The sequence below is a fragment of the Companilactobacillus kimchii DSM 13961 = JCM 10707 genome (assembly GCF_001435445.1).
GTDB lineage: Bacteria > Bacillota > Bacilli > Lactobacillales > Lactobacillaceae > Companilactobacillus > Companilactobacillus kimchii.
On the sequence record NZ_AZDH01000027.1, the window covers coordinates 39133 to 65556 of the forward strand.

26 protein-coding genes are annotated in these 26424 nt (G+C 34.5%); 7 read left to right on the forward strand and 19 right to left on the reverse strand.

Features of this window, described 5'->3' with window-relative positions:
* Positions 1 to 3 precede the first annotated feature (3 nt).
* From FC97_RS11670 to FC97_RS11700, 7 genes are all read right to left on the reverse strand, one after another.
* The gene (locus tag FC97_RS11670; protein ID WP_056968267.1) at positions 4 to 1758 is read right to left on the reverse strand and encodes a glycoside hydrolase family 13 protein; all 1755 of its coding nucleotides are present in this window, start codon (positions 1756 to 1758) and stop codon (positions 4 to 6) included.
* Positions 1759 to 1913: 155 nt separating this feature from the next.
* Positions 1914 to 2777 carry a sugar ABC transporter permease gene (locus FC97_RS11675; protein ID WP_054641889.1) on the reverse strand — a complete coding sequence of 288 codons (864 nt, stop codon included), beginning with the start codon at positions 2775 to 2777 and terminating at the stop codon, positions 1914 to 1916.
* Between the two features lie 5 nt (positions 2778 to 2782).
* Positions 2783 to 4132 (reverse strand): carbohydrate ABC transporter permease, encoded by a 1350-nt coding sequence (locus FC97_RS11680; protein WP_054641890.1) that lies wholly within the window; start codon positions 4130 to 4132, stop codon positions 2783 to 2785.
* Positions 4133 to 4173: 41 nt separating this feature from the next.
* Entirely contained in the window at positions 4174 to 5409 is a 1236-nt protein-coding gene (locus FC97_RS11685) for an extracellular solute-binding protein (RefSeq protein WP_054641891.1), read from the reverse strand.
* Between the two features lie 208 nt (positions 5410 to 5617).
* Positions 5618 to 6910 (reverse strand): alpha-amylase family glycosyl hydrolase, encoded by a 1293-nt coding sequence (locus FC97_RS11690; RefSeq protein ID WP_056968269.1) that lies wholly within the window; start codon positions 6908 to 6910, stop codon positions 5618 to 5620.
* Positions 6911 to 6924: 14 nt separating this feature from the next.
* Complete coding sequence (locus tag FC97_RS11695; protein WP_158163545.1) at positions 6925 to 8583, reverse strand: glycoside hydrolase family 13 protein; 1659 nt, start codon at positions 8581 to 8583, stop codon at positions 6925 to 6927.
* 93 nt (positions 8584 to 8676) lie between these two features.
* Positions 8677 to 9624: a LacI family DNA-binding transcriptional regulator gene (locus tag FC97_RS11700; RefSeq protein WP_054641892.1), complete on the reverse strand. Its 948-nt coding sequence runs from the start codon at positions 9622 to 9624 to the stop codon at positions 8677 to 8679.
* A 205-nt stretch (positions 9625 to 9829) separates the two neighbouring features.
* Between FC97_RS11700 and FC97_RS11705 the strand changes: the two genes are divergently transcribed.
* On the forward strand, positions 9830 to 11119 hold the full coding sequence (locus tag FC97_RS11705) for a glycosyltransferase family 2 protein (protein WP_054641893.1): 1290 nt from the start codon (positions 9830 to 9832) through the stop codon (positions 11117 to 11119).
* 68 nt (positions 11120 to 11187) lie between these two features.
* Here the strand turns inward: FC97_RS11705 and FC97_RS13445 are convergent, their stop codons facing one another.
* Positions 11188 to 11328: a hypothetical protein gene (locus FC97_RS13445; protein WP_156314041.1), complete on the reverse strand. Its 141-nt coding sequence runs from the start codon at positions 11326 to 11328 to the stop codon at positions 11188 to 11190.
* Positions 11329 to 11615: 287 nt separating this feature from the next.
* Here FC97_RS13445 and FC97_RS11710 point away from each other — a divergent pair, with 287 nt between their 5' ends.
* Positions 11616 to 12002 (forward strand): hypothetical protein, encoded by a 387-nt coding sequence (locus FC97_RS11710; protein ID WP_054641894.1) that lies wholly within the window; start codon positions 11616 to 11618, stop codon positions 12000 to 12002.
* A gap of 133 nt (positions 12003 to 12135) precedes the next feature.
* A complete protein-coding gene (locus FC97_RS11715; protein WP_082397443.1) occupies positions 12136 to 12510 on the forward strand; it encodes a YxeA family protein in 375 nt (124 codons plus the stop codon).
* A gap of 110 nt (positions 12511 to 12620) precedes the next feature.
* Here FC97_RS11715 and FC97_RS11720 read toward each other — a convergent pair whose 3' ends face one another.
* The 8 genes from FC97_RS11720 to FC97_RS11755 form a co-directional block, all read right to left on the reverse strand.
* On the reverse strand, positions 12621 to 14618 hold the full coding sequence (locus tag FC97_RS11720) for a beta-galactosidase (protein WP_082397444.1): 1998 nt from the start codon (positions 14616 to 14618) through the stop codon (positions 12621 to 12623).
* Positions 14619 to 14665: 47 nt separating this feature from the next.
* Entirely contained in the window at positions 14666 to 15451 is a 786-nt protein-coding gene (locus tag FC97_RS11725; RefSeq protein ID WP_054641897.1) for an ABC transporter permease, read from the reverse strand.
* 1 nt (position 15452) lies between these two features.
* The gene (locus tag FC97_RS11730; protein WP_054641898.1) at positions 15453 to 16271 is read right to left on the reverse strand and encodes an ABC transporter permease; all 819 of its coding nucleotides are present in this window, start codon (positions 16269 to 16271) and stop codon (positions 15453 to 15455) included.
* Positions 16264 to 17271, reverse strand: coding sequence for an ABC transporter ATP-binding protein (locus FC97_RS11735; RefSeq protein ID WP_056968271.1), 1008 nt, complete (start codon positions 17269 to 17271; stop codon positions 16264 to 16266). Before FC97_RS11735 ends, FC97_RS11730 begins: the two co-directional genes overlap by 8 nt.
* A gap of 138 nt (positions 17272 to 17409) precedes the next feature.
* Entirely contained in the window at positions 17410 to 17907 is a 498-nt protein-coding gene (locus FC97_RS11740) for an NUDIX domain-containing protein (protein ID WP_054641899.1), read from the reverse strand.
* Between the two features lie 98 nt (positions 17908 to 18005).
* Positions 18006 to 18914, reverse strand: coding sequence for an alpha/beta hydrolase (locus FC97_RS11745; RefSeq protein ID WP_054641900.1), 909 nt, complete (start codon positions 18912 to 18914; stop codon positions 18006 to 18008).
* Positions 18915 to 18992: 78 nt separating this feature from the next.
* Positions 18993 to 19736, reverse strand: coding sequence for a nicotinamide riboside transporter PnuC (pnuC, locus tag FC97_RS11750; protein ID WP_054641901.1), 744 nt, complete (start codon positions 19734 to 19736; stop codon positions 18993 to 18995).
* Positions 19737 to 20075: 339 nt separating this feature from the next.
* Positions 20076 to 20639, reverse strand: a complete 564-nt coding sequence (locus FC97_RS11755) for a peroxiredoxin (protein ID WP_056968273.1) — start codon at positions 20637 to 20639, stop codon at positions 20076 to 20078.
* A 124-nt stretch (positions 20640 to 20763) separates the two neighbouring features.
* Between FC97_RS11755 and FC97_RS11760 the strand changes: the two genes are divergently transcribed.
* Both FC97_RS11760 and FC97_RS11765 read left to right on the forward strand, forming a co-directional pair.
* Positions 20764 to 21417, forward strand: coding sequence for an HD domain-containing protein (locus tag FC97_RS11760; protein WP_056968275.1), 654 nt, complete (start codon positions 20764 to 20766; stop codon positions 21415 to 21417).
* A gap of 16 nt (positions 21418 to 21433) precedes the next feature.
* The gene (locus tag FC97_RS11765) at positions 21434 to 21955 is read left to right on the forward strand and encodes a phosphatidylglycerophosphatase A family protein (protein ID WP_225868640.1); all 522 of its coding nucleotides are present in this window, start codon (positions 21434 to 21436) and stop codon (positions 21953 to 21955) included.
* Between the two features lie 128 nt (positions 21956 to 22083).
* Here FC97_RS11765 and FC97_RS11770 read toward each other — a convergent pair whose 3' ends face one another.
* The gene (locus tag FC97_RS11770) at positions 22084 to 22509 is read right to left on the reverse strand and encodes a universal stress protein (protein WP_054641903.1); all 426 of its coding nucleotides are present in this window, start codon (positions 22507 to 22509) and stop codon (positions 22084 to 22086) included.
* 405 nt (positions 22510 to 22914) lie between these two features.
* On the opposite strand from FC97_RS11770, the gene FC97_RS11775 reads away from it, so the two are divergent.
* Positions 22915 to 23118 (forward strand): hypothetical protein, encoded by a 204-nt coding sequence (locus FC97_RS11775; RefSeq protein ID WP_054641904.1) that lies wholly within the window; start codon positions 22915 to 22917, stop codon positions 23116 to 23118.
* 99 nt (positions 23119 to 23217) lie between these two features.
* On the opposite strand, the gene FC97_RS11780 is transcribed toward FC97_RS11775, so the two are convergent.
* Positions 23218 to 24813, reverse strand: coding sequence for an ATP-binding cassette domain-containing protein (locus tag FC97_RS11780; RefSeq protein ID WP_054641905.1), 1596 nt, complete (start codon positions 24811 to 24813; stop codon positions 23218 to 23220).
* A 200-nt stretch (positions 24814 to 25013) separates the two neighbouring features.
* On the opposite strand from FC97_RS11780, the gene FC97_RS11785 reads away from it, so the two are divergent.
* Positions 25014 to 25535: a hypothetical protein gene (locus tag FC97_RS11785; protein WP_054641906.1), complete on the forward strand. Its 522-nt coding sequence runs from the start codon at positions 25014 to 25016 to the stop codon at positions 25533 to 25535.
* Here the strand turns inward: FC97_RS11785 and FC97_RS11790 are convergent.
* Positions 25532 to 26314 (reverse strand): TraX family protein, encoded by a 783-nt coding sequence (locus FC97_RS11790; RefSeq protein WP_054641907.1) that lies wholly within the window; start codon positions 26312 to 26314, stop codon positions 25532 to 25534. The genes FC97_RS11785 and FC97_RS11790 overlap by 4 nt on opposite strands.
* Positions 26315 to 26424: the final 110 nt, after the last annotated feature.

The following is a 26424-nucleotide window of genomic DNA, read 5'->3' on the forward strand; positions in this document are numbered from 1 at the left end:
TCTCTATTTAACTAATGCAAATCCTTTAGGATCAACCGTTAATTCATGATTATTTTCTGTAACTAAGTTACTCAAAACCACACTCTGACTAGTTGTTACTTGTTTAGGAGTATCGCCTGCATTCAAAATAATTTTAACTTCAGTATCATTTAATTTACGACTCAAGATCAATAATCCATCATCACAAATCTTCTCCCAAACCATCTCTCCTTCAGAAAGAACTTTTTGATTATCTTTTCTAAAAGCAATCAAGTGTTTGAAGAAATCATATAGATTTAAGTCTTGTTGAGATTTATCCCAAACCATACACTTACGACATTCAGGATCATTGCCACCATCCATACCAATTTCATCACCATAATAGATACATGGCACACCTGGTTGAAGATAAGTAAAGGCTAATACTTGTTTCATTAAATCTTTATCATCATTTGTTTCAGTCAATAATCGTGCTGTATCATGTGAATCCAAAACGTTGAATTGAATTTGATCTGTTTGATCACGATAGAGCATCAATTGATCATTGATATCTGAAACCATTTTTTCAATTGGAATTTGTTTCTTAATTAAGTATTTGGAAATTGAATCAGTGTAAGCATAATTCATTACAGCGCTGAATTGATCTCCTTGAAGCCAGCCCTGTGAGGAGTGCCAAACTTCACCCAAGATATAGAAATCTTTTTTAACACTGTCACAAGTTCTTCTAAAGTCACGCCAAAATTCGTGGTCAACTTCATTAGCTACATCTAGTCTCCAAGCATCGATATCAAATTCTTCAATCCAATACTTAGCAATCTTCAACAAATGCTCTTTAACTTCTGGATTAGCAGTATTCAATTTTGGCATATGTGGTGTGAAAGCAAAAGTATCGTAAGAAATATTCTTAGCTTGTTCAAAACCAACATCCTTATATGATACTGGGAATTTGTTGATATGGAACCAATCAGCGTACTTTGAATCCTTGCCATTCTTAACAACATCCAACCATTGTGATGAATTATCACCCATATGATTAAAGACTGCATCCAGCATAACTTTGATGCCGCGTTTGTGACATTCTTGAACTAATTTTTTAAAAGTAGCTTTGTCGCCAAAGGCTGGATCTATTTCCATATAATCAATTGTGTCATATTTGTGATTAGACTTAGCTTTGAAGATAGGACAGAAATAGATTCCATTGACGCCTAAATCGGTTAAATGATCTAGGTGGTCGATAACACCTTGTAGATCTCCACCAAAGAAATCTGTAGCACTTGGAGTTTTAGAACCCCATGGTAAAGTATTCTTGGGATCATTAGACTTATCGCCATTAGCGAATCTTTCTGGGAAAATCTGATACCAGACAGTCTTTTTGACCCATTCTGGTGCATTGAAACGATCCACTTCGTGGAAATATGGCAATCTAAAGTAATTATCAGGACTATCGTAGACATTCTTTTCAAATGAGAACACACCATGATCGCCATAGAATATGGTTATACCATCATTACCAGTAACTTTAAATGCATAAGAAATACGTTTGAATGGCTCTGTAACTTCAATAGTCCAAAAGTCATACAAATCTGTCGTCAAATAGCGTTTCATTGGTGTTGGTTGATCTTGCCAATGATCTGTATCTAGCGTATACGGATCACCATGAAGTAAACCTACCTCTTTGACGTCTCCGCGAGCGGTCCTTAATCTAATATGCATTAAATTATCTTTGTATAGATATGCAAATTCGCTGTCTGGGCGATGATAAATTGCTGGTGTATTCATTGAAATAACCTCTCATTTTTAAAAAATTTGAATAAAAAAAGCTCTGCATTAAATAAATTCAAGACATTCACGTATTGAGTTAATTAAATGCAGAGCCAGATAAACTATACGAATTTAGTAATTCAAGTTTCCAGAATCAAAGTTCTAAAGCTAAATTACTTAACAGCACCTGATGTGACACCTTCGACATAGTACTTCTGCATATAGATGAAGAGTAATGTAATAGGAATCGCAATCAGAACACATCCTGCGGTGAATGTCATAAATAGTGAATTAGCAGTTGTCTGAGTCATCATTGAATATAACCCGATGGCAACAGTGTAATTCTTAACATCATCACCCATGATAATCTTAGCAAAGATGAAGTCCATCCATGGACCCATGAATGCTGTCAATGCTGTATAAACAATGATGGGCTTAGATAATGGTAATGTAATTTTAGTAAAGATTTGCCATTTGTTGGCACCATCGATCATAGCTGATTCATCCAAAGCCATTGGAATTGTGTCAAAGAACCCTTTGGCAACATAGAACGTTAAAGCAGCTCCGGCTGAATAAACCAGAATCAAAGCTAACAAACTACCAGCTAAGTTCAAAGCCTTAAGAATGTAGTAAATAGCAATCATACTCATGAAAGCTGGGAACATGTTTAGAACTAAAGCAACCTTTAAGAATGGTCTACGTAATTTGAATCTTAAACGAGACAAGGCGTATGACATTGAGATTGTAATAAAGGTTGATAGAACACATGTACATACGGAAACGATTAATGTATTAACAAACCAACGGACAAATGGATAATTGCCTGAAGCATCGGTAATCAACTTTGCGTAATTTGATAATGTGAAATGCTTTGGAATAATATATGGAACGAAAGCTCCACCTTCTTCTCTGAAACTATTCAATACAATCCACACAATTGGGAATAACCACACAACAGACATAATCGTCAGGATAGCATAGACTAGTAATTTGGTACGTTTCTTTTGAGCTTTATAATTAATTTCTTTTTTTGCCATTTCTATTATCCCTCCTTATATGAATTAGTATGTGTGTATGCCCATAAGCTAAATACGGCAGATAGAATGAAGATCAGAATACCAATAACAGAAGCTAAATTATAATCCATTGTATTTACGGTCAAATTATATAGCCAAGTTACAAGTAAATCAGTCGATCCGGCACCATAGTAATTTGAGTTTGTAGGTCCACCACCAGTTAATAGGTAAATAACATTGAAGTTATTGATATTACCAATTAATTGTTGAATCAAAGATGGCATCATAACGAAAAGAATCTGTGGGAATGTAATAGATCTAAAGATTTGGAACTTATTAGCACCATCCATAACGGCAGCCTCAATCTGTTCTTGATCAAGGTTTTGAATAATACCAGTTGTAATTAACATTGTGGCTGGAATACCAATCCAAAGGTTAACTACAATGATGGAGAACTTAGCCATTGTTGGATCTGTTAAGAATGGAATAGATTTACTAATCCATCCCCAACTCTTCAAAATAGCATTAACAGGACCAGCATCGTTTAGAAGGTTACGCATAATCAATAGTGAAATGAACTGTGGAACAGCCATTGTCAAAATAAAGATTGTACGCCACATTTTCTTTAATTTAATTCCTTTTGTATTGATCAATAGAGCTAGAATAACTCCAAAGAAGAAACATGATACTGTGGCTACTACAGCCCAAACTAGAGTCCATCCCAACACTGGGAAGAATGTTGAGGCTATATCACCAGTAATAACATTAGAAAAGTTATGAAAGCCTACCCAAGTAAATAAATTCTTTGGTGGTAAGTTATTATGATCGTAATTTGTAAAAGCAATTGAAATCATATATAACAGTGGCAAAATTGTGAAGAATAACACACCCATTAGAGGAACGGTCATAAGAGTTTGATGGAATCTTTCATTCAATAAACTCTTCAAATCATCCTTAGCAGTTGGAAGTGGTTTGCCTGCTGCTTTTAATTCAAAAATATGTCTTGCGCTCTTCAAATTAACAATATAAAGAACTACTAGAACTATACAAATTAAAATTGCTGCAATACCAAACAAGAGGATAAGCATGGAGTTATCACCTTTTTGTAACACATCCATACCCAACTTGGAGTTATATACCAAGCCTTGTTTTTTCGTACCTAATGTTTGTAACATTGCTAAAGCATGAATACCATTGCGAATTAGCCAGAATAAAAATCCAACTTCAGCAACTAAAAATATTAACCCTTTAAGAATTTGTTTATTTGCAAAGTTTGAAAAGCCCATAATGATAAATGAAAGCTTTTCTGGCAATCCGCCCTTCATAAACAATTCTCTAAATGTTATATGTTGTTCCGTGGAATATTTCTTAAACATATAATCGCACCCTTACTTTTTTTTTAGAGAAAATTGTTCTTTTAATTTGACTTCTTTGCGGAAACTGAAACAACTTTATCTAATTTCTTTTGATAATCTGATGACTTGATCTTACCCTTGTATGTATCGTTGATGATTGAGTCCATTTGTGGCCAGAAGTTTGTGATTTCTGGAACCTTAGGCATAACAACTGAGTGGTCTGAAGCTGACATTGTCATAACTGACTTAGCTGTTTCATCATCTTTAACTGCTTGCAATCCTTGAGCCTTAATATTTGAAGGTACAACACCGTTCTTGTTGAATTCAACTTTTTGTGTAGCTTCATTACTTAAGTAATTAGCAAGTTTCATAGCGGCAACTGGTGATTTAGTTTGTTGGTTAACACCATAAACTTTAACACCCAAGAATGCCTTCATTTGAACATCACCACTACCGAAGTTTACTGTTGGATATGGAGCAACGGCCATGTTCTTACCTAGAGCCTTCTTAACATCGTTCTTTGACCATGGGCCTGAAAGGAATGCATCTGTCTTACCTGATTGTAGGTTTGATAGAGCAGCAGCATTTGTTTGAACAACACCTGAGTTACTCTTTTGTTTTGCAATCCAATCTAGAACTTGAATACCCTTCTCATTATTGAAGTTTGTTCCCTTAACTGTTTCACCATTCTTACCGTAAAGGTTATCGCCATTACTCATGAATAGTGGTGTGAAGATATAATTAGCACCGGCTTCAGCGAAGTTTGTACCTAATTTACCTTTAGATGTTAATGTATCCCAACTCTTAACATCATCTGCTGAAAGTTTTGCCTTGTTGTAGTAAAGAACTTGTGATTCAACACCATATGGGAATCCATATACTTTGTTCTTCCATGTAACACCGTCAATAGCTGATTGAACGTTGTTAGCTTTAACAGTCTTTGTATACTTCTTTGATACTGGGTAAAGCAATCCGGCATCTGCCATTTGACCAATTTGATCATGAGGCATCATGAAGACATCAGCAGCCTTTTCAGGATCCTTTGAAACATCCTTTAGAGCATCAGCTGATGATCCAGCCTTAACGGTAACATGAATCTTAGGGTTGGCCTTTTCGAACTTCTTAACTTGTCCCTTGATGGCGGCAACATGTTCGGTATCGATCCAAACCTTAATATTTTGAGTACTACTACTATCGCTAGATGAACTACTGCTCTTGCTGCCACAACCAGCCAAAACTAGCATTGACATACTTAGAACAACTCCACCTAAAAGAATCTTTTTCCAATTCTTCTTCATGCTTTTCTCCTCCTAAAAAATATCTAATCACTTAACAACTTCTATATTACCCATTTTTTCACAGGTTGCAATCGCTTTCAGGATGTTACCGCTAACAGAAACAGTTTCATTTATAATGTTTACTAAAATAAAGACAACCATCTTAAAAAATGGTCAAAAAAAGAGCTACTCAACGTTTATGAGTGGCTCTTTTGCTAAAATTTGCTAACTATCTAGCTTTGCCTTCAATGATAATTGGATCATAATCAATCGTTAAAATACCATTTTGAACATTAACTAGTGAATTATCGATCAAATTAGTATATTGATCACTTCTTACATTGACCTTGGCACGTCCTGGTTGTCCCTTTAATGTGAACAAACCGACTCTGATCTTGTCGTCTTTAGTATAGGTTACTTTAACAACATCATTGTCCAAAGCCTCGATTTCGTAGTTACCAGCATATTGAATCTCATCTTGACTCAATTCATGCATTCTAACCATTAAAGCACTAAGATCCATCTTTTGATCTTTCCAGTCAACTTTATCCTTATCAAATAGACTTGGCGTATGTTTCATACCAGCCTCTTGACCAGCATAAATCAAAGTTGAACCTTTTTGGAACTCAGAGAAAGCCGTCCAATTGAACATATCATTTTCATTAATAAACATCTTATGAGCTCTAACTTGATCATGATTTTCCAAGCAGCGCATCTTAATGTAATTCTTTGGATAAATATATTCTTGTTGATCCAAGGCCTCAATATAACGGTCCAATGGAACTTTATCATTGACATACTTACGCCAAATTTCATCAACATCATAGTCATAAGTCATATCAAAGGCCTGATACATTTCACTATCTGATTCAGCACAGAAACCTCTGTCTCTCAAGTATTTAATATAACCACCACCAGAAGTTTCAGCTAACCAAACCATATCTGGGTTAACTTTCGCAACTTCCTTACGAGCTTCTTTCCAGAAATCAAGTGGAACTTGTGGTGCTACATCACATCTGAAGCCATCAACTAAATCAGCATACTTCTTCAAAGTTTCAATTTGATACTTCCATAGATCTTTGTGAGAATAATCTAATTCAGCAACATCGGTCCAGTCAGGGTTCTTATTCATCAAATTACCCATGCTGTCACGTAAAAACCAACCTGGATGTTCCTTCAAAAGTACAGAATCACGTGAAGTATGATTGTAAACAATATCAATCATCAACTTCATACCCATATCATGAACTTTCTTAGAGAAATGAACGAAGTCGTCCCATGAACCGGTCTTTGGATCAATTGAACGATAATCTTTGATTGAATAAGGTGAACCTAATTTACCCTTACGATCTTTTTTACCAATTGGATAGATTGGTAAAAGCCAAATATAATCAGTTCCTAATTCCTTAATACGTTGTAAGTCATCCTCTAATGCCTTGAGGGTTCCTTTCTTTGTATGATTTCTTACGAAAACACTATAAATTTGAGCTCTTCTTAGTTTAATATCAGTATTATCTGCCATAATTTACACCCCTACTATATTTTTGACTCCAAAGCACAGCTTCCCCATGGATCAAGTGTTAGTTCGTTATTAGTTAACTTAACTTTATTGGCTAATACTTTTTTCCATTTTGTCTCTGGCAAAGTAAACTTCTTTACCTTATTAGAAAAGTTGGTTACAACAATGCCCTTGTTATCTCTTGTTTGACGCAAGTATGCATAAATCTCTGGATCAGTGATCAATAATTGGTAATCACCGTTAGTAAAACAGTTATGTTTCTTAACACTTAATAAACTCTTGTAAAATGTTGCTAAACTCTTGGAATCTTTTAACTCAGCTACCACACTAGTTTTATCCGTTTGGCCCCAATTCCATGGCTCTTTAGTTGAGAAACCACGATATTGAGAATCATCCCATTGCATAGGACCACGTGCAGTCATTTCATCCTGATTGTTTAACAACTTTAGAATTTCTTCATCTGCAAATGATTTCTCATGCAGCGTATTGATTAGGTCTACAGCTCTCTGATCGTCAAAATCAGACACTTGTTGATACTTTAATCCGTGCATCCCAATTTCCTCACCATAGTAAATGATTGGCATACCACGTTGTAAGTACATCAAGGTTGCAAGTAGTTTGCTGACATCTTCATTATCAACTGGTAAATTCAGGCGATCGCGTAAACGGCTAATATCATGATTACCCCAAGTCAATGTTGGCAAACTAATATCTACTAATACGCTTTCCCATGTCACATAGGTTTTCTTCAAACGATCAAGCGACAATCGTCTTGTTTGGAAAAATCCTGGTACATCAGGATTACTATCGTCATAAACTTCACCATAATTACCTGAGTTGACTACTACATCACAACCATCTTCATCCGGTCTAGTATATTCAGCTGCATTTAAAGCATTAGCTGAAGACGCTTCGCCAAACAAGAAAGTATCGGATTTGAAGTCTTTGATTTCCCTGACGAACGTAGCTAAGTAATCCTTAACTTTTGGCAATTTAGCATAGAAAGTATCATCAGCTGGAAATTGTTCACCCTGAATTAGAGAATTTTGTTCCAAGTTAGCTTTAGCAATATGAATAAAGGCATCCAACCTGAAACCATCGACACCCTTTTCAATCCAGAACTTGGCAATATCCGCAATTGATTTGCGCACTTCTGGATTCTTCCAATTTAGGTCAGGCATTTTCTTATCAAATAAATGGAAATAATATTCTCCTGAATCATTAGGGTTCTTCTCCCAAACACTACCACCAAAGAATGAACCCCAGTTGTTAGGTTCATGTCCATCAACTTGTTTATGCCAAATATAATAATCTTTGAAAATACTATTAGGATTGCTGATGGCATCTTTAAACCACGGATGTTGATCCGAAGTATGATTGATCGGCAAGTCCAAAATTATGTGTAATCCTAGATGATGTGCTTTTTCCATCATTTCTGTAAAATCATCCATATCTCCGAGGATTGGATCAATTGCAAAATAATTTGAGACATCATAGCCATTATCAACTTGTGGTGACACAAAAATTGGATTCAGCCAAATAGTATTAAAGCCTAAATTTTTAATATAATCTAAATGAGCGATTACTCCTTGAAGATCTCCGATACCATCGTCATTGGTGTCCTGAAAACTTTTGGGGTAAATTTGATATACGATTGCTTTATCATACCAGTTCACAATACATAACCCCCTCTTGTAAACCCTTACATACCAGTATAAAAAAGTAAGCCCCACAACCGCAAGGCTTTGTTTGATGTTATCGGTAACAGTTTAATCTCTCAACGTACCGCCTAAACTGAGCTTAGGCTCAAAGACTAGAGAGCCCTGTGATTCACCACTTTGAATTTTATCCAAGAGCGTTTCGCCACAAGCACTACCCATCTGAATAATTGATTGCTTGATCGTAGTTATCTTTGGTGAAGCAACTTGATTCAAAAAGACGCCATCAAAACCGGTTACACCAAAATCATCGGGAACTTTTCCACCACAACGAACAATGGCACGTTCTACTCCAAGTGCTAGACGATCAGAAGCACAGATAAACGCTGTATTCTTAGGAATCTTATCCCAATTTTGTCTGATAAAATCTTCAGACAGATGACTATGATTACCAAATCGATGTAATTCAGGAACCATTCTCTTCTCTTGAACTTGTTGCAAATAACCCGCTTCACGTGAATATTCGAAAGATTCCTTACTGTCGATGCCGACATAAATTAATTTCTCATATCCTTTTTTCAAGGCCAATTGTGATAACAAGTAAGTACCTGCTTTATTATTTGTATCAATAAAGTCAAATCCATAACGATTCTCACCAAATAGAACCACTGGTTTTTTAAGATCCTTGATCCAATCAACATCACTGATACGCATTCCCGTAATGATATATCCATCACAGTTACCAATATCAAAGTTTCGACGTGTAACCAATTGCAAGGAATACTGATGTAGATCTAAAGTCTTAGCAATACCAATCATCAAATTCATATAATAAGGTTCCGTTGTATCAATATCTTCCAAAATACATAGCTTAATAATTCTTGTACTATTGTTGGCCAAAGCTTTAGCAATTACATTAGGATGATAATCTAATTCTCGCATCGCTTCATATACCAACTGTTTTAATTCATCTGTAACCTTATCAGGATGATTGATTACTCGTGAAACCGTCATTTTTGAAACATTAGCTTTCTTTGCTACATCTAATAAAGTGGTCATGAATTCCCCTCCATACATCACAAGTTAATTATATAACACTTTAAAAGCCCTTTCAGGTGCTTTTTTATAAAATTAAATAAATAGTATTTTTAGCTCTTAAAATTTGACTAATTGTATTTAAAATCACTTAAATGAGCAACATGTTTGAACATCTTTTACAATTGAGCAAAAATCTAGTCGAATATTAATTGAGAAGATGATAAAAATGATTATTTATTTAATAGCCATCACTGTTTTCATGGCTCAATGTTTCATTTTATTCTATATTTATCTTTCACAACAAAAGCGTTTTAAAAAGGATATGCAAAATCCTTATGAACCACAGCAAGATTTGAATCAATTCTTTTATTTTATGTTACTACCATGCCTAAATGAAGGAAAAGTCATTAAAAATTCCTTAAACCACTTAATTGATTTAAAAGGTCGCATGCATATTATCGTTATCGATGACAATTCAACAGATGACACTATATCCAAAGCTCAAAGCGTTACTGGTCCCATCAGTATTATCCAAAGAAAGTTTCCTAATGCTCAAACTGGCAAAGGTGATGCCTTGAACAGTGCCATTCCTGAAATAAATCGTATTGTTAGTGAGAAAAAGCTTGATCCTCAAAAATGCATCATTGGAGTCCTTGATGCTGATGGTGTTCTCAGTGGCAATACTATTTACAAGTTAAATCAATCATTCCAGAATCCTGATACTGATGCTGTGCAGTTACGTATTAAGATGAAAAAGCCTGAGAAAATTTTACAAACTTTTCAAGATGTTGAATTCTTTGTCGTTAATCATATGATTCAATTAATTCGAACTTACATTAAAGCAGTTTCCTTGTGTGGTAACGGACAATTTTTTCGTGTTTCATCAGTTCTCTCAAAATTAGGCAATAAACCTTGGGGTAACGCTCTACTGGAAGATTACGAATTGACTTTACGAATGGAATTAAAAGGTTTGAAAATAAAATATGTTGACGAGGCATACGTTGAACAAGAAGCTCTCAAAAAAGTCAAAAAACTAATTCGACAACGAGCACGCTGGTCACAAGGAGGTTGGAATTGCTGGAAGTATCTTAAACAGATCACTACTTCCAATGTTGTTACAACGGGTCAAAAACTTGATACTTACTTCTTTTTTATCCAACCCATTTTAAATATTCTGGCCGATTTCAGTATTATTTTTCTTACATTCGATTTCATTTCACATTACTCTCGTAATCCTGAATTTATCTTCATCGTAACAGTCATCATGACCACCATCAGTTTCTTCTTTGGAACAGTCTTTACACTTATTTATCATAAAGAGCTTAAACTGCATGATAAATGCAACTTGGTTATTCAAAAGGATGATATGATCAATGAAAATATGCATCTCAGAAAAACTATCCTTTCCATCGGTCTAATTTCTTATATCTATGTTATTTTATTCTTCAGTTTAATTATCTCTGGTTATCACTTATTGATTGGACACACTAGTTGGGATAAAACACAACGTAATTAGAATATAAGACAAAATAATAGATCCAATAACTTAACATTGAGTTATTGGATCTATTATTTTAATATTCTTTATTTTCTTATTTTATTTGTAACTTCTATTATTATAAAAATAATTGAACTTATAACGATTGCTCCAATAAAAGGATTTATTAAAAAATTAGGAAAATATAAATCTTTAGGGATTTGATTTACAAATATATTAAATTTCATAATCCTCGCCTCTTATTAGCTATAATTATCTCATCATCATTTTTATATAGCAAAAAAGTCGTCCTAAAGACGACTTCTCTGGTTACGGAGTAAACGTACTGGTGTATGTACCTTTTTGAATTATTTTTGATTGATAGATACGCAATGTACTTACCTATCGAAAGTAATTATCTAACCTATTTACCCGAATGTAAACTAACAAGTATCTCTATAACTAAACTGTTAGTTTGATGTGACGGAATTGTAAGGTGAACATAGTTATGAAATAATGAATTTGAGGTGAAATCATGAATTCAGCAACACAAATTTTATTAGTTATCGCCAGTTTCATTCTGGCTTTGTCAGTTTTAGTTGGCTTAATTTTAATCTCTACTAGTCTCTTCCAAATCAAAGGGTTGATGAAGACTAAAAATAAATTGTTAATCCAAAAGAGTCGTCCTTACGTGATCTGTCGTCGTATTAATAAACAAACTATTGAGATTCGTAATGTCGGCAATAGTCCTGCTAGAATCGATGAAATTCAGGGTGATACAGTAGATTTTTCATATCTTAATCAAAAGAACCTCTTTTCCGGTCAGTTTTTCAATTTTCCAATCGCCGAAAATCAAGATGTGAATATTCTTGTGAAGTATCACGACCAAATTAGTAATTTTGAGGAAAAATTCACCATCTGAATCTAACATTTTCACTACGGGCAATTTATTGTTATAAGAACCTTCTTGTTATTCATCTTACAGACCTTACAAAACCGTTAGGACTATTGTTTTGGTATCTATGATATTATTCCTAATGAACTCGGAGGGATAAATGATGAATAAAAAAGTTGGCATTAGTTTAGTGATTGCATTAATCGTTTTAATACCATTGATGGCTTATCAATTATGGTATGTTCCTAACTTTACTGGGGATGATTATTATACTTACGTTGGCGACTCATATAAGGAAATCATTGAAAAAGATGATTCTGGTGCCGACTATAAGGAATACTATTATAAACAAAAAGCTTACGATAAGGATGGCAATGAAAAATTATTAAAGTTCAATAGCACCATCGGTCGTCCTATCAAAGCCGATAATTATTTAAAAGTCGTTTATAACCGCAAATACGACAAAGTTCTTTCTTGGGAAAAAGTACAAAAGAAACAGGTCCCTCGTAAGACAGTTGAACAAATATTAAAGTGAATTTAAAAAGTGCATCTCAAAGCGTAGAACCAATTCGGTTTACGTTTCGAGATGCACTTTTTAATATTGAAACATATAAAAAAATAGAAAAAATCCTACCTTTTTAGTGCCTATAATTTATTTTCCAAAATCAATACATCATAAGGCTTTAAATCAATTTCTTTAGTTGTCGTCGTTTGTGTCAACAAATCTCTACTGTTGGGATAAGGATTACTAATTTGTTTAGTTTTTCCGTCAGTATTAATAACAAAAGTATAGCGGGCTGTTTTACCTGTTCTGGTAATAATCTCAACACCAGTCTTTGTCTCATCTGGTACGATCTGAGCCTGTTGCAAAATGTCTTTCATAAAGAAGTCCATAGCCTGCTTATCTAACCTACTACCTGCATAGTAAGCAAAACCTTCTCCAAAGTGATTCTTTGTCAAAACAGAATTATTCTGATAGAAGACTTCACCACTGTAATGAGCCAGTGATTCCGCTGTTTGCGGTTGAATCAAATCACAAACCAAACTACCTTTTCCAATAATTTTACCGTCAGATACCAACTTATGTGTTTGATCAAATGGTAAAGCATCAGTTTCTTCGTACTTTAACCCTAGAACATTCCTTAAAAGACCAGGGTAACCACCCAGATAAATATTATCGTCTTTATCAGCTAAACCAGACATGTAATTAGTGACAAAAATCCCTCCATCTTGAACAAACTTTTCAATCTTAGTTGTCATTTCCGGTGAATTGATATACATACTTGGTGCGATGACGACCTGATACTTTTCTAAATCAGTCTCTTTAGAAATCATATCAACGCCAATCTTGCGATCATAAAAAGCTCTGTAGTAATCGTAAACTTCTTGAACATAATCTAGATTAGTCGTTGGCCCCATACAATCCTCTAGGCCCCAGTAACTATTCCAATCAAAAATTATTCCAACCTTCGATTGATTGCGTGAATTTTCCAAATCTTCAGGCAATTGATTCAATTCAGTACCCAACTTCTTTAACTCACCAAAGACACGTGTCTGAGTCGATTCAGCGTGTGAAATCATAGCACTATGCAATTTTTCCGAACCATTACGAGCCTGTTTCAATTGAAAAAATTGAATGGTTTTGGCTCCATGAGCCATTGCTTGATAACTGAGCATCCGCATCTGATTGGGTGCTTTCAGAGAATTAAATGGTTGCCAATTTTGTTGACTAGGCGTTTGTTCCATTAACATAAAGGGTTGATCTTTGACACCACGCATTAAATCATGTTGCATAGCAGTATAACCAGCCGGTGTATCAAAACTAGGATAGTTGTCCCAAGAAGCAACATCCATTTCTTTAGCCCATTTGAAGTAGTCCAAATCTTTTTGTGACCCCATTAAGTTGGTTGTTACCGGACGTTGATCATACTTTCTGATAATGTCTCTCTCCATCTTAAAATTTTTCAAAAGACTATCCGATTGGAATCTACGATAAGCCATATCTAATCCTGACATTACTGGTTTTCCATTATCATATGTATCACCAATCCTCATTGGTGGTACAATTTCATCCCATTTATGATAAGTATGACTCCAGACATTAGTTCCCCAAACCTGATTGATTTTATCCAAGTCATTGTCATACTCATATTTCAGCCACTCTCTAAAAGCCTTCGTACAATTCTCACAGTAACAGTAGCCATTGTATTCATTTGAAATATGCCAATGCGTAATATTCTTAACTGAAGCATAACGTTGTGCTACTTTTTCAACTAGTTGACTAGCCAGACGTTGGAATTCAGGACTATTAGGACAAGCATTCTCACGTTTACCGCCAACTTGACGTCTGCCATAATCATCTACACGATTGATTTCCGGATACTTTTTAGTCATCCAAAATGGCAACGCTGCGGTAGAAGTAGCCATAACAATTTTTATATTGTTCTTTTCCAATAGCGCAACAATTTTATCTAACTTATCAAAGTTAAAGACACCTTCCGCTGGTTCTAACAAAGACCATGAAAAAACATTAATTGTCGCTGAATTAACATGTGCTTGTTTCAATTTATCCCAGTCATCTTGCCAAGTATCTTCAGGCCATTGCTCAGGATTGTAGTCACCACCGTACAAAATTGACATCATTTTACCTCTAACTTTCTATTATTATTTTTAAACAGACTAAATTAAAACTATGATCCAGCACTTTCATAGGATGAAATTCCCTTATTCCAAATTTTAATTGCGATAAACAAGAAGACAATTGAGATAACCACTAACCCACCTAAGTTAAATAGCACGTTCTTTCCAGTTAAGAAGTAACTAGCTGGATAAAAGGCTGTGAAAGCAAATGGAATGATGAAAGAAATGATCCAGCGAATTAGATGATTGAAGATGCTAACGGGATACTTAGCAAAATCATTAAACATGTAAAATAAGTAAGTGATGGTATTACTTTTCTTCATCCAAAAGGCTGCAGCCGAAGTACCGATTTTTAAAGCTGTATAGATGGCTGTGGCAAATGGGATTGAAACAATAAATAAGATCACTTTTAACAGAGTCCAATGAACTGTAGCTGATGACATAACTAGTAAGATAACGCCAACTAACAATTCTCCAAAAGCATCGACTTGAAAGGTCTCAACTAAAACGTGAAATAGTGGATTGATAGGGCGTGTTAAATACTTATCGAATTCACCTTTTCTAACTAATTTTTGACCGACAATCCAGAGATTATCAAAGAAAAGATGATCTAAGCCCTTAGGAATCAATGCAAAACCGTAAATAAAGACGATTTGTTGTAAACTCCAACCTGCCAACTTCGGCACTTGACTGAAGATAACTTGTAAAAAGATCAAATTCAAAACTTGATTGAGTAAAACTCCTAAAACTCCAACGATAAAATCAGCTTTGTATTCCATCGTCTGCTTTAAATATTGTGAAATAAAAATTTTTTCTAAGTGTAAGACTCTTCTCATATTAACCTCCCTGGATACTCAAATGTTTGATAGCAAAATGCCAAATAATTTTTGCTAAGAAAATAAAGAATATCAACCAAAAGATTTGTAGGAGTAATACAGAAATAGTTTGCTCTGCACTATACTTTCCGAGATATAACATTACCGGCGTGTATAGCAACGACGAAAATGGCAATACTTTCAGAACATTCTGTAAGACTGGTGGGAAAAATGCCAAAGGTACTAATGATCCTGACATAAAGATCACTAGAGCATTTTTTAAAACGTTTGATCCCCACAGATTCCGAAAAAAGAATGCGGTAAAGCTAAAACAAATATTAAAGTAAAAATTAATTAGATATGCAACTGTTGCACTAAAGAAGTACAACAACAAATTGACTAAATTAAGAACCGGTGTACCTTTACCAACAATTTGATAGATTAGAATGCCACCAAATAGTGGTACCGCTAAAACTCCAACGTCGATAAGCTTGCTACCGATCTCTTCATAAAAGTAATTGGCCGTAAAACTGATTGGTTTGAGGATACGCATTGCAATTGAGCCATCTTTGACTTCATCCCCAACACTGCTAGAACCGTCGCTAGAAGTCAAAATTCCAGTAAAGAAACTCAAAAAGATATACAAAACCATCTCTGGAAAAGTGAAACCATTTAAACTTGAATTCGTACTCGATTGGAAGACAGCTTTCCATAAAAAGTAAGTTACAAAGGCTCCCAAAGTATTACCCAACGCAAATAGCAGAAAATTAGCACGATAAACAATTGCCTCTTCGATTCCCGCTGATACAAAGGGACGATATTTTCTCAAGAAGTTAGTCATGTTCGGCCGCCTCCTTTCGGAAAATCCTCCTAACGATATCTTCTATATCCGCATCTTTAACACTGATATCTTGAACGTCGACTTGTGACAAGGTCAATCTGATAACATCAGGAACTGATACTTTGCTACTATCAAATTTAACTCGAACATTCTTTTCATTCTGCGAATACTCAATAGCTGAACCAAATTGAGAAAAGTTTAGACGATTCGCATCCTCCGCATTGACCAATTCAAACTCAATTTCTCTAATGTGTCCAAAACGATTCTTCAATTGTTTGATTGTTCCATCAAAAACTTCTTGTCCATGATCAATCATGAAGACACGATTGCACAATAATTCGATGTCGCCTAAATCATGTGTCGTCAAAATGATTGTGGTTTGTTCTTCTTGATTGATTTGTTCAATAGCATGTCTGATTTTATCTTTAACCGATACATCCAATCCAATTGTTGGTTCATCCAAGAACAAAACTTTGGGGTTATGTAATAGTGAAGCGGCAATATCAGCTCGCATACGTTGTCCTAATGATAAAGTCCTTACGGGACTAGTGATGAAATCATTTAAATCTAAGACCTCATTCAGAAAATCCATTCGTTTATAAAAATCTTTATCAGGTACATTGTAGATTTCTTTTAAAACTGAATAAGTTTCACGTAATGGTAGATCCCACCACAATTGGGTTCTTTGACCAAAAACAACCCCGATATCTTTAACATAATTTTGACGATCCTCTTGAGGGATTTTGTCGTTGATCCGGCAATATCCACTAGTCGGCGTTAAGATTCCTGTTAGCATCTTAATGGTTGTTGATTTACCTGCACCGTTAGCACCAATAAAGCCCAAAATTTCTCCCTTAGGTACCTCGAAGCTCAAATTTTTGACGGCTTCAAAAGTTTCGTATTTTGGCTTAATCAATGATTTAAAGGCTCCTACTAGTCCTGGTGACTTAATAGTTTTTCGAAAATCCTTTGTTAAATTAGATACTTCAATCATCGACATCTAAATCCCTCCTTTTATACATAGTAAGCGCTTACTGTAGTAGCGTACTTTCAATATTAGTCATCCTACCTTTCATAGTCAATTAGATTTTCCAAAAAAAATTCGTTACCGATAACAAAATCGATAACGAATCATTTTTTAGAAATCAAATTTTTGATGATTGATTAAATGCTGTATTCCAGCCCCGGGATAACAAGTCTTAACAATTCCCTCCGGCCGCAAAACACCTTCCATTTGATCAACTTTAACCCATTTCAAATCAGAATTAGGTGGCAAATCAAAATTCCGGTAATCCAAATGTTGTAACTGATGATATATTTCATCGTTGACTTCTTGACGATAGATCAAATTCAATTGTTGATAATCGATTTTCTTCAATTTCCAGAAGTTTTCCAAAATTCCTGCAAATTCCAGTTTCAAATCAGTTAACCCCAGCTCTTCATACGCTTCACGCTCGGCAGCAGATTGACTTTCTTCATTGAATTTAACGGCTCCACCAGGTAGGATATACAAGTCCTGCTTCGTATTTTCTCGTCTAACAAAGACTTTACCTTTATGTAATAAGATTAATACCGCTCGAACATCAAATTTTTGTTTTTGATTCAAAAAATAACGTAAATCACCTTGTTCTTGCATTCAATCACCTACCCTCATTTAATAATGTCATCATATACCAAAAATGTGAATAAAAACACAAATAGCCAGTAACCCATTTCGAGTTACTGGCTATTATTTTAATTGAAATATTTATTAGCAAAATCCGTTGCTTTATCAATATAAAGTTGCCCGGCCTTGCTATATGAATTAGCATGACTAGCGCCCTTAACAATCCAAAGCTTCTTAGGACCTTTAGTATAATCATAATTCAAATAGGCATTCTTAGTTGGTACAAAATCATCTTTCGAACCATGGATAACAAACAATGGCACCTTATTCTTCTTCAAGCTATTTTTAGTACTGGCCTGATAGAAGTTATACCCTGCTAAGAAATCAGCAAAGAGACTAGCTGTAGGTACGATTGGGAAGCTTGGTAAATGAAACATATCTTTTAATTGATAAGATAATTCGCCAGAAATGGTCGAATAACCGCAATCGGCTATGGCGAATCGAACATTCTTGGGATGTTCTCCCAAAGTATACATGACTGTAGCAGCACCCATACTGATACCATACAATCCAATCTGTGAATCAGAACCAAACTTCTGATTAAGTCGCTTGATCCAATTCATCATATCGGTCCGATCTTTCCAACCATACCCAGCATATTTACCCTGACTCATACCAAAGGAACGATTATCTGGTGCCAGAACGTTATATCCTGCGTTGTGAAACATTCTGACATATGACCCCATATATTTACTAGCACTACCAAATCCGTGGACAACAACCACTGTTTTGGCGGTTTCCTTCTCAGCAGGCAAATATCGAGCCTTTAACTTCAGATGGTCCTTCGTCGTCTCTTCCCAAATCTGCGGTTTCCGTTTCAAAAACCATTGGCTATTCTTACTCAAATGGCCTTTTATCTGACTACTGTAACCACTCTTACTAAATGCATAATTAAACATATATCCACCAGCAGCTACATCTGCGAGTAACGTAACGCCTACAACGACTGATAAAGTGATTTTAACAAATTTTTTCACGGTCTCATTTACCCTTCTAGATTACTATTGTTCAACAATAATAATCTAATTGGTAATTTAAATGCAACAAAAAACAGATTAATTATTAGCTACTTCTTCGCTCTTAGCTCTGTTTTCAGTAGCATCTTTGTGGAACCAGTGAATATGTGAGTCGAAGAAAGCAATCATATCATTCATGAAGTACATGATGTATGTCAAGAATAGAACGGGACTAGCATCACCTTGTGTAGCAGTAACACCCCAAAGAACAATTGACATAATACCTTGAACTGTCCAGAAATAATATTGTTCACGGAAACGTAATGTACATAGAAGTGCACCTGTAAATCCAATAGCGGCAGCCACAGAATCAATTACAGGACGTGGACTAATGAATAGATGTGTATCCATCAAATAAAGTAGTCCCCATGAAGCAAAGAAGAATAGTGCTGTCCAAAGCCATTTGATAGCAGTTAAACCGTGGATATGCTTTTCAGCGTCCTTAGCCCATTGTGGACTAACTAAAACAGGAATATCTAGCAAAACAATGTAACTTAATTGAAGAACAACATCAGAGAAGTTCTTAGCATTGATAGCTACAAAAATATAAATAAGTGCTGAAACTAATCCTAAAACACCATTTAAAGGTTTTGCATTAGTAATGGCAACTGTACATGTGAAACCTAAAACGGCCGCAAACCATGTCCAAACAGCAATTGCATTAATAGAATGTGAAAGTGTTGATGCAGTGATGGCCCCCAAGCCGAACATTAATAGCATGTAACTCTTGAAACTCCAGTGTTTCATTTGTTCAACATACCATTTTGGATTAAATATACTCATTTATCCTTCTCCTCTGGACCATTGCCAAAATATATGATTGTGGCATTTATATTTTGAAATGATCAATTTTTATTTATCCCTTAAACCGTATTTCTAAAAAATATCAATTTAACCGACAGCTAAAATCATACCACCAATTGGACTAAATTTGGCAAATGGTTTCTTGAGCATATTGGCGACATATCGGTGTAAAGCGCTTAACTCACTTGCTAAATTAGGAATTTATCATTTGATACAAGATATAGATTTTTTCTATTTCGTATCACTATATATAGTTATAACGGAGTAACAAACTAAAAAAGACATCCAAAGTTAATTGAATGTCTTCCTAAAATAGGATTAAATTTTACCAACTAAATCTCCGCTAGGTCTAATCGTATCTTCCCCAGGATGCCAATTTGCCGGACAAACATCATCACCATGTTCTTCAACAAATTGTGCTGCTTGCAAAGTTCTTAAAACTTCTTTCGGATTTCTACCTACACCCATAGCATTAACAGTATAGGATTTAATGATTCCTTTTGGATCGGCAATAAAGACTCCACGATAATCTTGTCCACTAGCCTCATCGATCATATTGAAAAAATCTGTTAGTTCATGCTTTTGATCTGACAACATCGGATATTGAATCTTACCAATAGTTTTTGTCGTCTCAGCCCAAGACATATGTGAGTACTGGCTATCAACCGAAACTGAATAAATCTCTGCCCCGGCAGCCTTAAACTCTTCATACAAGTCCTGCAATTCACTTAACTCTGTGGGACAAACAAATGAAAAATCAGCAGGATAGAAAAATATAATCGACCATTTTCCTAATAAATCATTTTTAGTAACAGTTTTCAATTCACCAGCCTGATATGCATTAACATTGAATTCGGGTAATTCCTTATTAATATAATTCATAATAAATCCTCCTAACTAAAGAATATGTTTAAACATATGTATAATAACAAATATTGAGTATTATTTTAAATACAAACCCTTTTGTGTGACAATATAGTTATTCATTTAAAGAGGGATTGATTTGATGACAGACGAAGAAAAACTAAGTGCCATTCGTGAGTACTCATTTAATAAGATGAAACAAGACACAACTGGTCATAATTTTGATCATATCCAAAGGGTTATTAAAACTGCTAAACGAATTCTAAAAGAAGAACCTGCCGATCATCTGATTACACTGGCCGCGGCCTACCTACATGATGTAGCTGACGATAAACTAGTCTCTGATCCGATTAAATTAGAGAAAGAAATTCATGATTTCCTAAAGGGGTTGGGCATGACTGATGAACAAATTAGCGAAATCCTCTATATTACTCACAATTTGTCATTCAGCAAGTCACTAGACAATCCTCCAAAATTATCTTTAGCAGGACAAATTGTGCAGGATTCAGATAGACTAGACGCTATCGGCGCCATTGGTATCGTAAGAGCTGTCTATTATGGAGGAAACAATTCCGAAACTATCTACGATCCGGCTATCAAACCACGTGAGAAAATGACAAAGGCTGAATATCGTAACTTAGACGATGAAACTATCATCAATCATTTTTACGAAAAATTATTAAAATTAACTTCCATGATGAATACCCCTACCGCCAAAAGGATTGCCCAAGGACGTCATCAATATATGCTGGATTTTCTAGATGAATTTAAAGCTGAATGGGATGCAAATAAATAATAAGGAGATTTTAATTTTGGTATCATTTGAAGAACAAGATAAAGAGTATTTTGAACATATTATTAGAAACCTAAGTGATCGTGGCGTACAGTTAGATGACATCGCCGAAATTGTTATGTTTTTGGAAAAGGATTATATTCCTGGTTTAAATACTGAAATAGCTATTCATGCTATCAAAAAAGTTTTGCACAAACGTGAAGCACAAAATGCCATCATGACCGGTATTGAATTAGATGTTTTAGCCGAAAAAGGTCTCCTATCTGGGCCCATGCAACGTATCATGCGTACTGATGAATCAACCTACGGTATTGATGAAAATATGGCTATCACTTTAGCTAGTTTGTACGGCTCTGTTTCCGTTACGAATTATGGTTATGTCGACAAATTAAAGCATGGTATTTTAGCCAAATTGAACGATAAATCTACTGGAAAGATCAATGTCTTTTTAGACGATCTAGTCGGTGCTATCGCTGCTGGTGCTTGTGGTTGGCTAGCACATAATGAATCCACCGTTCAAGAGATGCTAAAAAACAAATAATTCGCATTTAATATAAAAACACAGCACTCATTCGGGAATATAATGCACACGACCTTGAGTCTCTGTACAACAAATATTTCCCAATAAGTGCTGTTTTCTAAAATGATTACATATTCTATTTTAATTTCCTAATCAACCATTAAAACATTAGTTTTAGAATGTTCTGAAACATAGCGTGTTACTGATCCGACAAAAGCACGTTCTAAGGCGTTTAGGCCTGTTTTACCCATAACGATCAGATCGATTGTTTTATCTTTAGGAAAATGAGCTAATTCTGAGCGAGGTTCACCATTTAAAAGTTCTACCTGACAAGCCAAGCCTGCCTTTTTTACAAGGTCTTCAGCCTTTTGTAGATCGAACTTAGCACCTTCCTCTAGATCATGAGTTAGTCCAGGAGCGTATGAAACACCTACATTCACTGGTAAATTAGCCGTATTAACGACCGAAACTAAAAATAATTTTGAATTAAATTGTTTAGTTAAGGTAATTGCAGCACCCAAGGCATCATATGAATTTTTACTTCCGTCAATAGCTACAAGAATTCGATTAAACATGATTTTAGCACCTCCTAGCAAGACATCTTGATATCTTTAGTAGATTTTACCAAGTTCAGGAATAATTGACATTTTTAAGCTATTTACATATTGGATATTTTCTACAATCAGAATAAAATTGGTGAAAGTATTCATCACAAAGATTTTACTGATTATAAGTATAATGGTTATTATTTTATTTATTTTTTATATAATCGTACTTTTACCTACAAATTGTAATATAATAAATTTGTTGGAAGAAACCCAAAATATGCAATAATATTATATTCTCAATAGTACAATCCTTCTATAGAATAATTCTTCTAACTTAACGGCACTGCTCCTCGGCAGTGCCTTTTTTTGAGCTCTAAAATAGCTAGTTTTCCTTTTTCTGGATATAATATTTAAAAAGGTTAGGAGTAATAATTGAAAAAGCATCTAAAAAAAATAATTAGGTTAAACATCTTTTTCACTTCGACAATGATTATTTGTGATTTTTTTATTGTTCATCCGCATACGAATGATAGTAGTTTTGCTGTCCATCAAGTGTCCGCATCCAATCAGATGAAAATCAAACATAAACACAGTAATGTTCATTCAGATGAAGAACAAGAATTCAGTAATACATAATCTTGTAAAATAATTTGTTCTAGTAAAGCGAAAACAGCTTCTATTAAGTAATTCAAGTAAACGACGACACATCTTGAATACTTAATAGAAGCTGTTCTTTTAATTTTGTAGTGCCAACCCAGTGCTACTTAATTCGTAAACCTTATCATAGAGCTTTTTAACATCGTCCGGAATATGATGATCTACTTCAATTACGGTTAAAGATTTATTATTCAGAATTGACTCATGAATCGACGTTGCCGTTTCAGGATCTAATGATGCCGTACCTTCATCAATTAGCAGCAATTGGCGATTAAAGTACAGTGCACGAGCAATTTCAATTCTCTTTAGTTGTCCTCCAGAAAAATTATGTCCATTTTCATTGATCCGCATTTGTAACGATGTCTCATTGGCAAACTCTTCCAATCCTGATTGCTTTAAAGCAATAATAACCTTTTGATCATTAGCAGTACTATCTCCCAAAGTAATATTGTCCTTAAGACTGTCTTCAAATATAATCGGCGTCTGCCCTACAATCCCAAAATTATTATAAGAATCAACTTGCGAGTAGGAATGATTATTGAATAAAAATTTTCCAGAGGTTGGTTGCAGCTCTTGAAGAATCATTCGAATTAAGGTTGACTTACCAATACCTGACTTACCGCCGATCAAAATCTTTTCACCTTGAGTTACTGAAAAGGATACATCATGGAAAACTTGTTTTTGATCGTAATTAAAACTGATATCATTGGCCGATAATTTATTCATTACTACTGTATTCTCAGTTGAAGCAATAGCCTTAATCGGTTTCAACTGATGAATTTTTGTACGAATACTCTTCGTACTGCTGATAGTATTCCAACTAGTGATAATCTGATTAAAACCGTTTAAAATCCAAGATGATGAATATTGAATTGCCACGAATTGGGCCAAGGTTATCTTTCCAGTAATGGTAAAGTAAATCCCCAAACCAATCGGCAAATATGAAAAGGTGGAGAAAAGCATCCCAATAAAATTGTTAGATAAAGCAATCTGATTTTTCAAACTGGCATTAGAGGATTCCATTTCAGAAATAGAACGATTCATACGTTTTGAAAAACCACCAGTTACATTATAACGGCGTAATAATAAAGCTCCATGTAGTAAATCTTTAACTGTCGCCGACAAAATTTGATTATTTTGAGACCAAGTATCAGTTTTTGCTTGAATCGATTTAGTAAATAATTTTGGAGCCAAGGTTGGGATAATCATAAAAAGCAAAAAGATAATGGTGATATAGACGTTACTGTAGAGTGCATATGTTAGAGTCCCTATAGTCATCACAATTGAGCCCAACAACGCAAAAATCTGTCGCCAATAATTATCCTCTAACAATTTTAAATCATTCAGAAAAAAAGATAAGTTTCCTGATTCAAAATCTTCCTGTTCCTCTGTAACATTAGCCATCTTACTTGTTAGAAAATTTTCCTTCAATTTACGATTAATTAAATAAATATTTTTATTTACAACTACACTTTTTGTATACCCCAATACTGCAAAAACAGCATAACCTAAAATAATTAAAGCCACTGATGGTATGATTAAATTCACCGATTTTTTGCTGATCAAGTAAAAAATATAAGAATAAGTGATTGTATTGAAAGGTATCTCTAACCCCGCTAATAAACTAAATATAATGGCCAAACAAAAATACGAACGATTAATATATTTTTTCATTAGAATTTCCCCTTTTAATAAAAATATTTTTAATAATTGTATCACTAGCAAAATTAACATCAAATCGAGATTAATCTTATAAATTACATTCTCTTCATTTAAGAATAATTAGAACAAATTTAATATTCAAGTATATCATCTTTGAATAGCATGATGTATACGAATCGGTTATAATTTAGCAAAATATTTCGGGGGAATATATGAAAAATCGATTATCACTTATTTTAACAGCTCTATCAATCTCAATGTTCACAAATATCGCTACACCAGTAATAGCAGCCACGGATACTACTGATCACTATGACGAATTCCGAGCACAAAGATTTTTCAATAAAATCAAAAAGTTTAACGAAAAGCTTAATAAGTGTCTAAATAATAAAACGGAGTTAGCAATTCACAAGTTTAAAGCTGATTCTAAATCTACTGCCAGAAAATCGGGAAATCTAAAAATTTATTGGACAACTTTTATTAAACGTATTAATTACTTAAAAAATGACCAAATTGAGGTCTATGTTACTGACGAATTCAAAACCCTTCCACACAGAAAAAGAGTACAAATCATTGAATCAGTTCAACAATTGGCACTCTCATATTTGGATGATTTTAAAGCCGTAACTCCTTCTAGATATTCTGAAGGCCTCGCAACTACTGTTTTTTGTGACGGAAATTACCTTGGACGTTCACTCTTTTTAGATAATAAGGATTTCAAATGGAACGATTAACGACACAGCAGGCTAGCTAATAAGTGTATAAGCCACAGATGCAATGGATAAAATAAATAGAACACATATTTTAATTGTTTATCGTACCTACCCAATTTTCCACTGTAAAAAGTTAATAGTGGCACAATCAGAATAAAGAAAATATCACAGGCATTCATAGCAACACTATCAAACAACATTAATAGATCAGTCGTTCCTATCGACAATGCTATTGGTAATTCAATAGCTGCTATGACTAACATCAAAGCTAAATAACTCAAATTTCTCCGTTTAATATTTTGATGTGTTATCTGTGTTATCAACATAAATGGAAAAATAATAAAGCTACCTTCCAAAATGGGTATGATTCCTATCACAACTAAAATAGCAGAAACGATTCTCAATAGTCGTTTCTTTTTTTGTTCCTGACAGTTATCCCAAAGACAAACAATAATTGCACCAACAAAGAGTGTTAGAAAAATATTGTCTCCTGTAATAGACATTGCGTAATCTTTTCGTAAAACAAATAGATTCATGAGGTAGTTTCCCAAGGCCATCAAAAAACCCCAAGTACCTAAACGAAACAGATAATCTTTACGGCTATGCGTATAATGCAGTCCCTCAACTACCAAATAAGCAAAACCAACCGCCACTACTCTAGTGATAAGGTGGAAAACATCTGCTAAATACGGTGAAATAAAATAGCTAATATGGTCTAAAACCATTAACCCCATTAACAAAAATTTAAATGTGTCTCGATTCAGCGCCTTGTGCGCAATATTGGGTGTGAATTGTCGCATATATTAATCTCCTCGAATTGATAAATTTCATTATCCAGAAATTTATTTTTCCTGTAAATACACCTAACACAACTGTTAGTGCTATATTACAAATTAGTAAGACTAAATGG

Bases quoted from the DNA above. Each gene is read 5' to 3' on its own strand.
- FC97_RS11740 (WP_054641899.1), bottom strand. From the start codon at position 17,907: ATGCAAGAACAAGGTGATTTACGTTATTTTTTGAATCAAAAACAAAAA.
- FC97_RS13445 (WP_156314041.1), bottom strand. From the start codon at position 11,328: ATGAAATTTAATATATTTGTAAATCAAATCCCTAAAGATTTATATTTT.
- FC97_RS11690 (WP_056968269.1), bottom strand. From the start codon at position 6,910: ATGGCAGATAATACTGATATTAAACTAAGAAGAGCTCAAATTTATAGT.
- FC97_RS11675 (WP_054641889.1), bottom strand. From the start codon at position 2,777: ATGGCAAAAAAAGAAATTAATTATAAAGCTCAAAAGAAACGTACCAAA.
- FC97_RS11780 (WP_054641905.1), bottom strand. From the start codon at position 24,813: ATGAAAAAATATATTAATCGTTCGTATTTTTGTTTGGCCATTATATTT.
- FC97_RS11715 (WP_082397443.1), top strand. From the start codon at position 12,136: ATGATGAATAAAAAAGTTGGCATTAGTTTAGTGATTGCATTAATCGTT.
- FC97_RS11670 (WP_056968267.1), bottom strand. From the start codon at position 1,758: ATGAATACACCAGCAATTTATCATCGCCCAGACAGCGAATTTGCATAT.
- FC97_RS11770 (WP_054641903.1), bottom strand. From the start codon at position 22,509: ATGTTTAATCGAATTCTTGTAGCTATTGACGGAAGTAAAAATTCATAT.
- FC97_RS11680 (WP_054641890.1), bottom strand. From the start codon at position 4,132: ATGTTTAAGAAATATTCCACGGAACAACATATAACATTTAGAGAATTG.
- FC97_RS11725 (WP_054641897.1), bottom strand. From the start codon at position 15,451: ATGAGAAGAGTCTTACACTTAGAAAAAATTTTTATTTCACAATATTTA.
- pnuC (WP_054641901.1), bottom strand. From the start codon at position 19,736: ATGAGTATATTTAATCCAAAATGGTATGTTGAACAAATGAAACACTGG.
- FC97_RS11700 (WP_054641892.1), bottom strand. From the start codon at position 9,624: ATGACCACTTTATTAGATGTAGCAAAGAAAGCTAATGTTTCAAAAATG.
- FC97_RS11790 (WP_054641907.1), bottom strand. From the start codon at position 26,314: ATGCGACAATTCACACCCAATATTGCGCACAAGGCGCTGAATCGAGAC.
- FC97_RS11785 (WP_054641906.1), top strand. From the start codon at position 25,014: ATGAAAAATCGATTATCACTTATTTTAACAGCTCTATCAATCTCAATG.
- FC97_RS11705 (WP_054641893.1), top strand. From the start codon at position 9,830: ATGATTATTTATTTAATAGCCATCACTGTTTTCATGGCTCAATGTTTC.
- FC97_RS11735 (WP_056968271.1), bottom strand. From the start codon at position 17,271: ATGTCGATGATTGAAGTATCTAATTTAACAAAGGATTTTCGAAAAACT.
- FC97_RS11685 (WP_054641891.1), bottom strand. From the start codon at position 5,409: ATGAAGAAGAATTGGAAAAAGATTCTTTTAGGTGGAGTTGTTCTAAGT.
- FC97_RS11755 (WP_056968273.1), bottom strand. From the start codon at position 20,639: ATGAATTATATTAATAAGGAATTACCCGAATTCAATGTTAATGCATAT.
- FC97_RS11720 (WP_082397444.1), bottom strand. From the start codon at position 14,618: ATGATGTCAATTTTGTACGGTGGTGACTACAATCCTGAGCAATGGCCT.
- FC97_RS11710 (WP_054641894.1), top strand. From the start codon at position 11,616: ATGAATTCAGCAACACAAATTTTATTAGTTATCGCCAGTTTCATTCTG.
- FC97_RS11730 (WP_054641898.1), bottom strand. From the start codon at position 16,271: ATGACTAACTTCTTGAGAAAATATCGTCCCTTTGTATCAGCGGGAATC.
- FC97_RS11760 (WP_056968275.1), top strand. From the start codon at position 20,764: ATGACAGACGAAGAAAAACTAAGTGCCATTCGTGAGTACTCATTTAAT.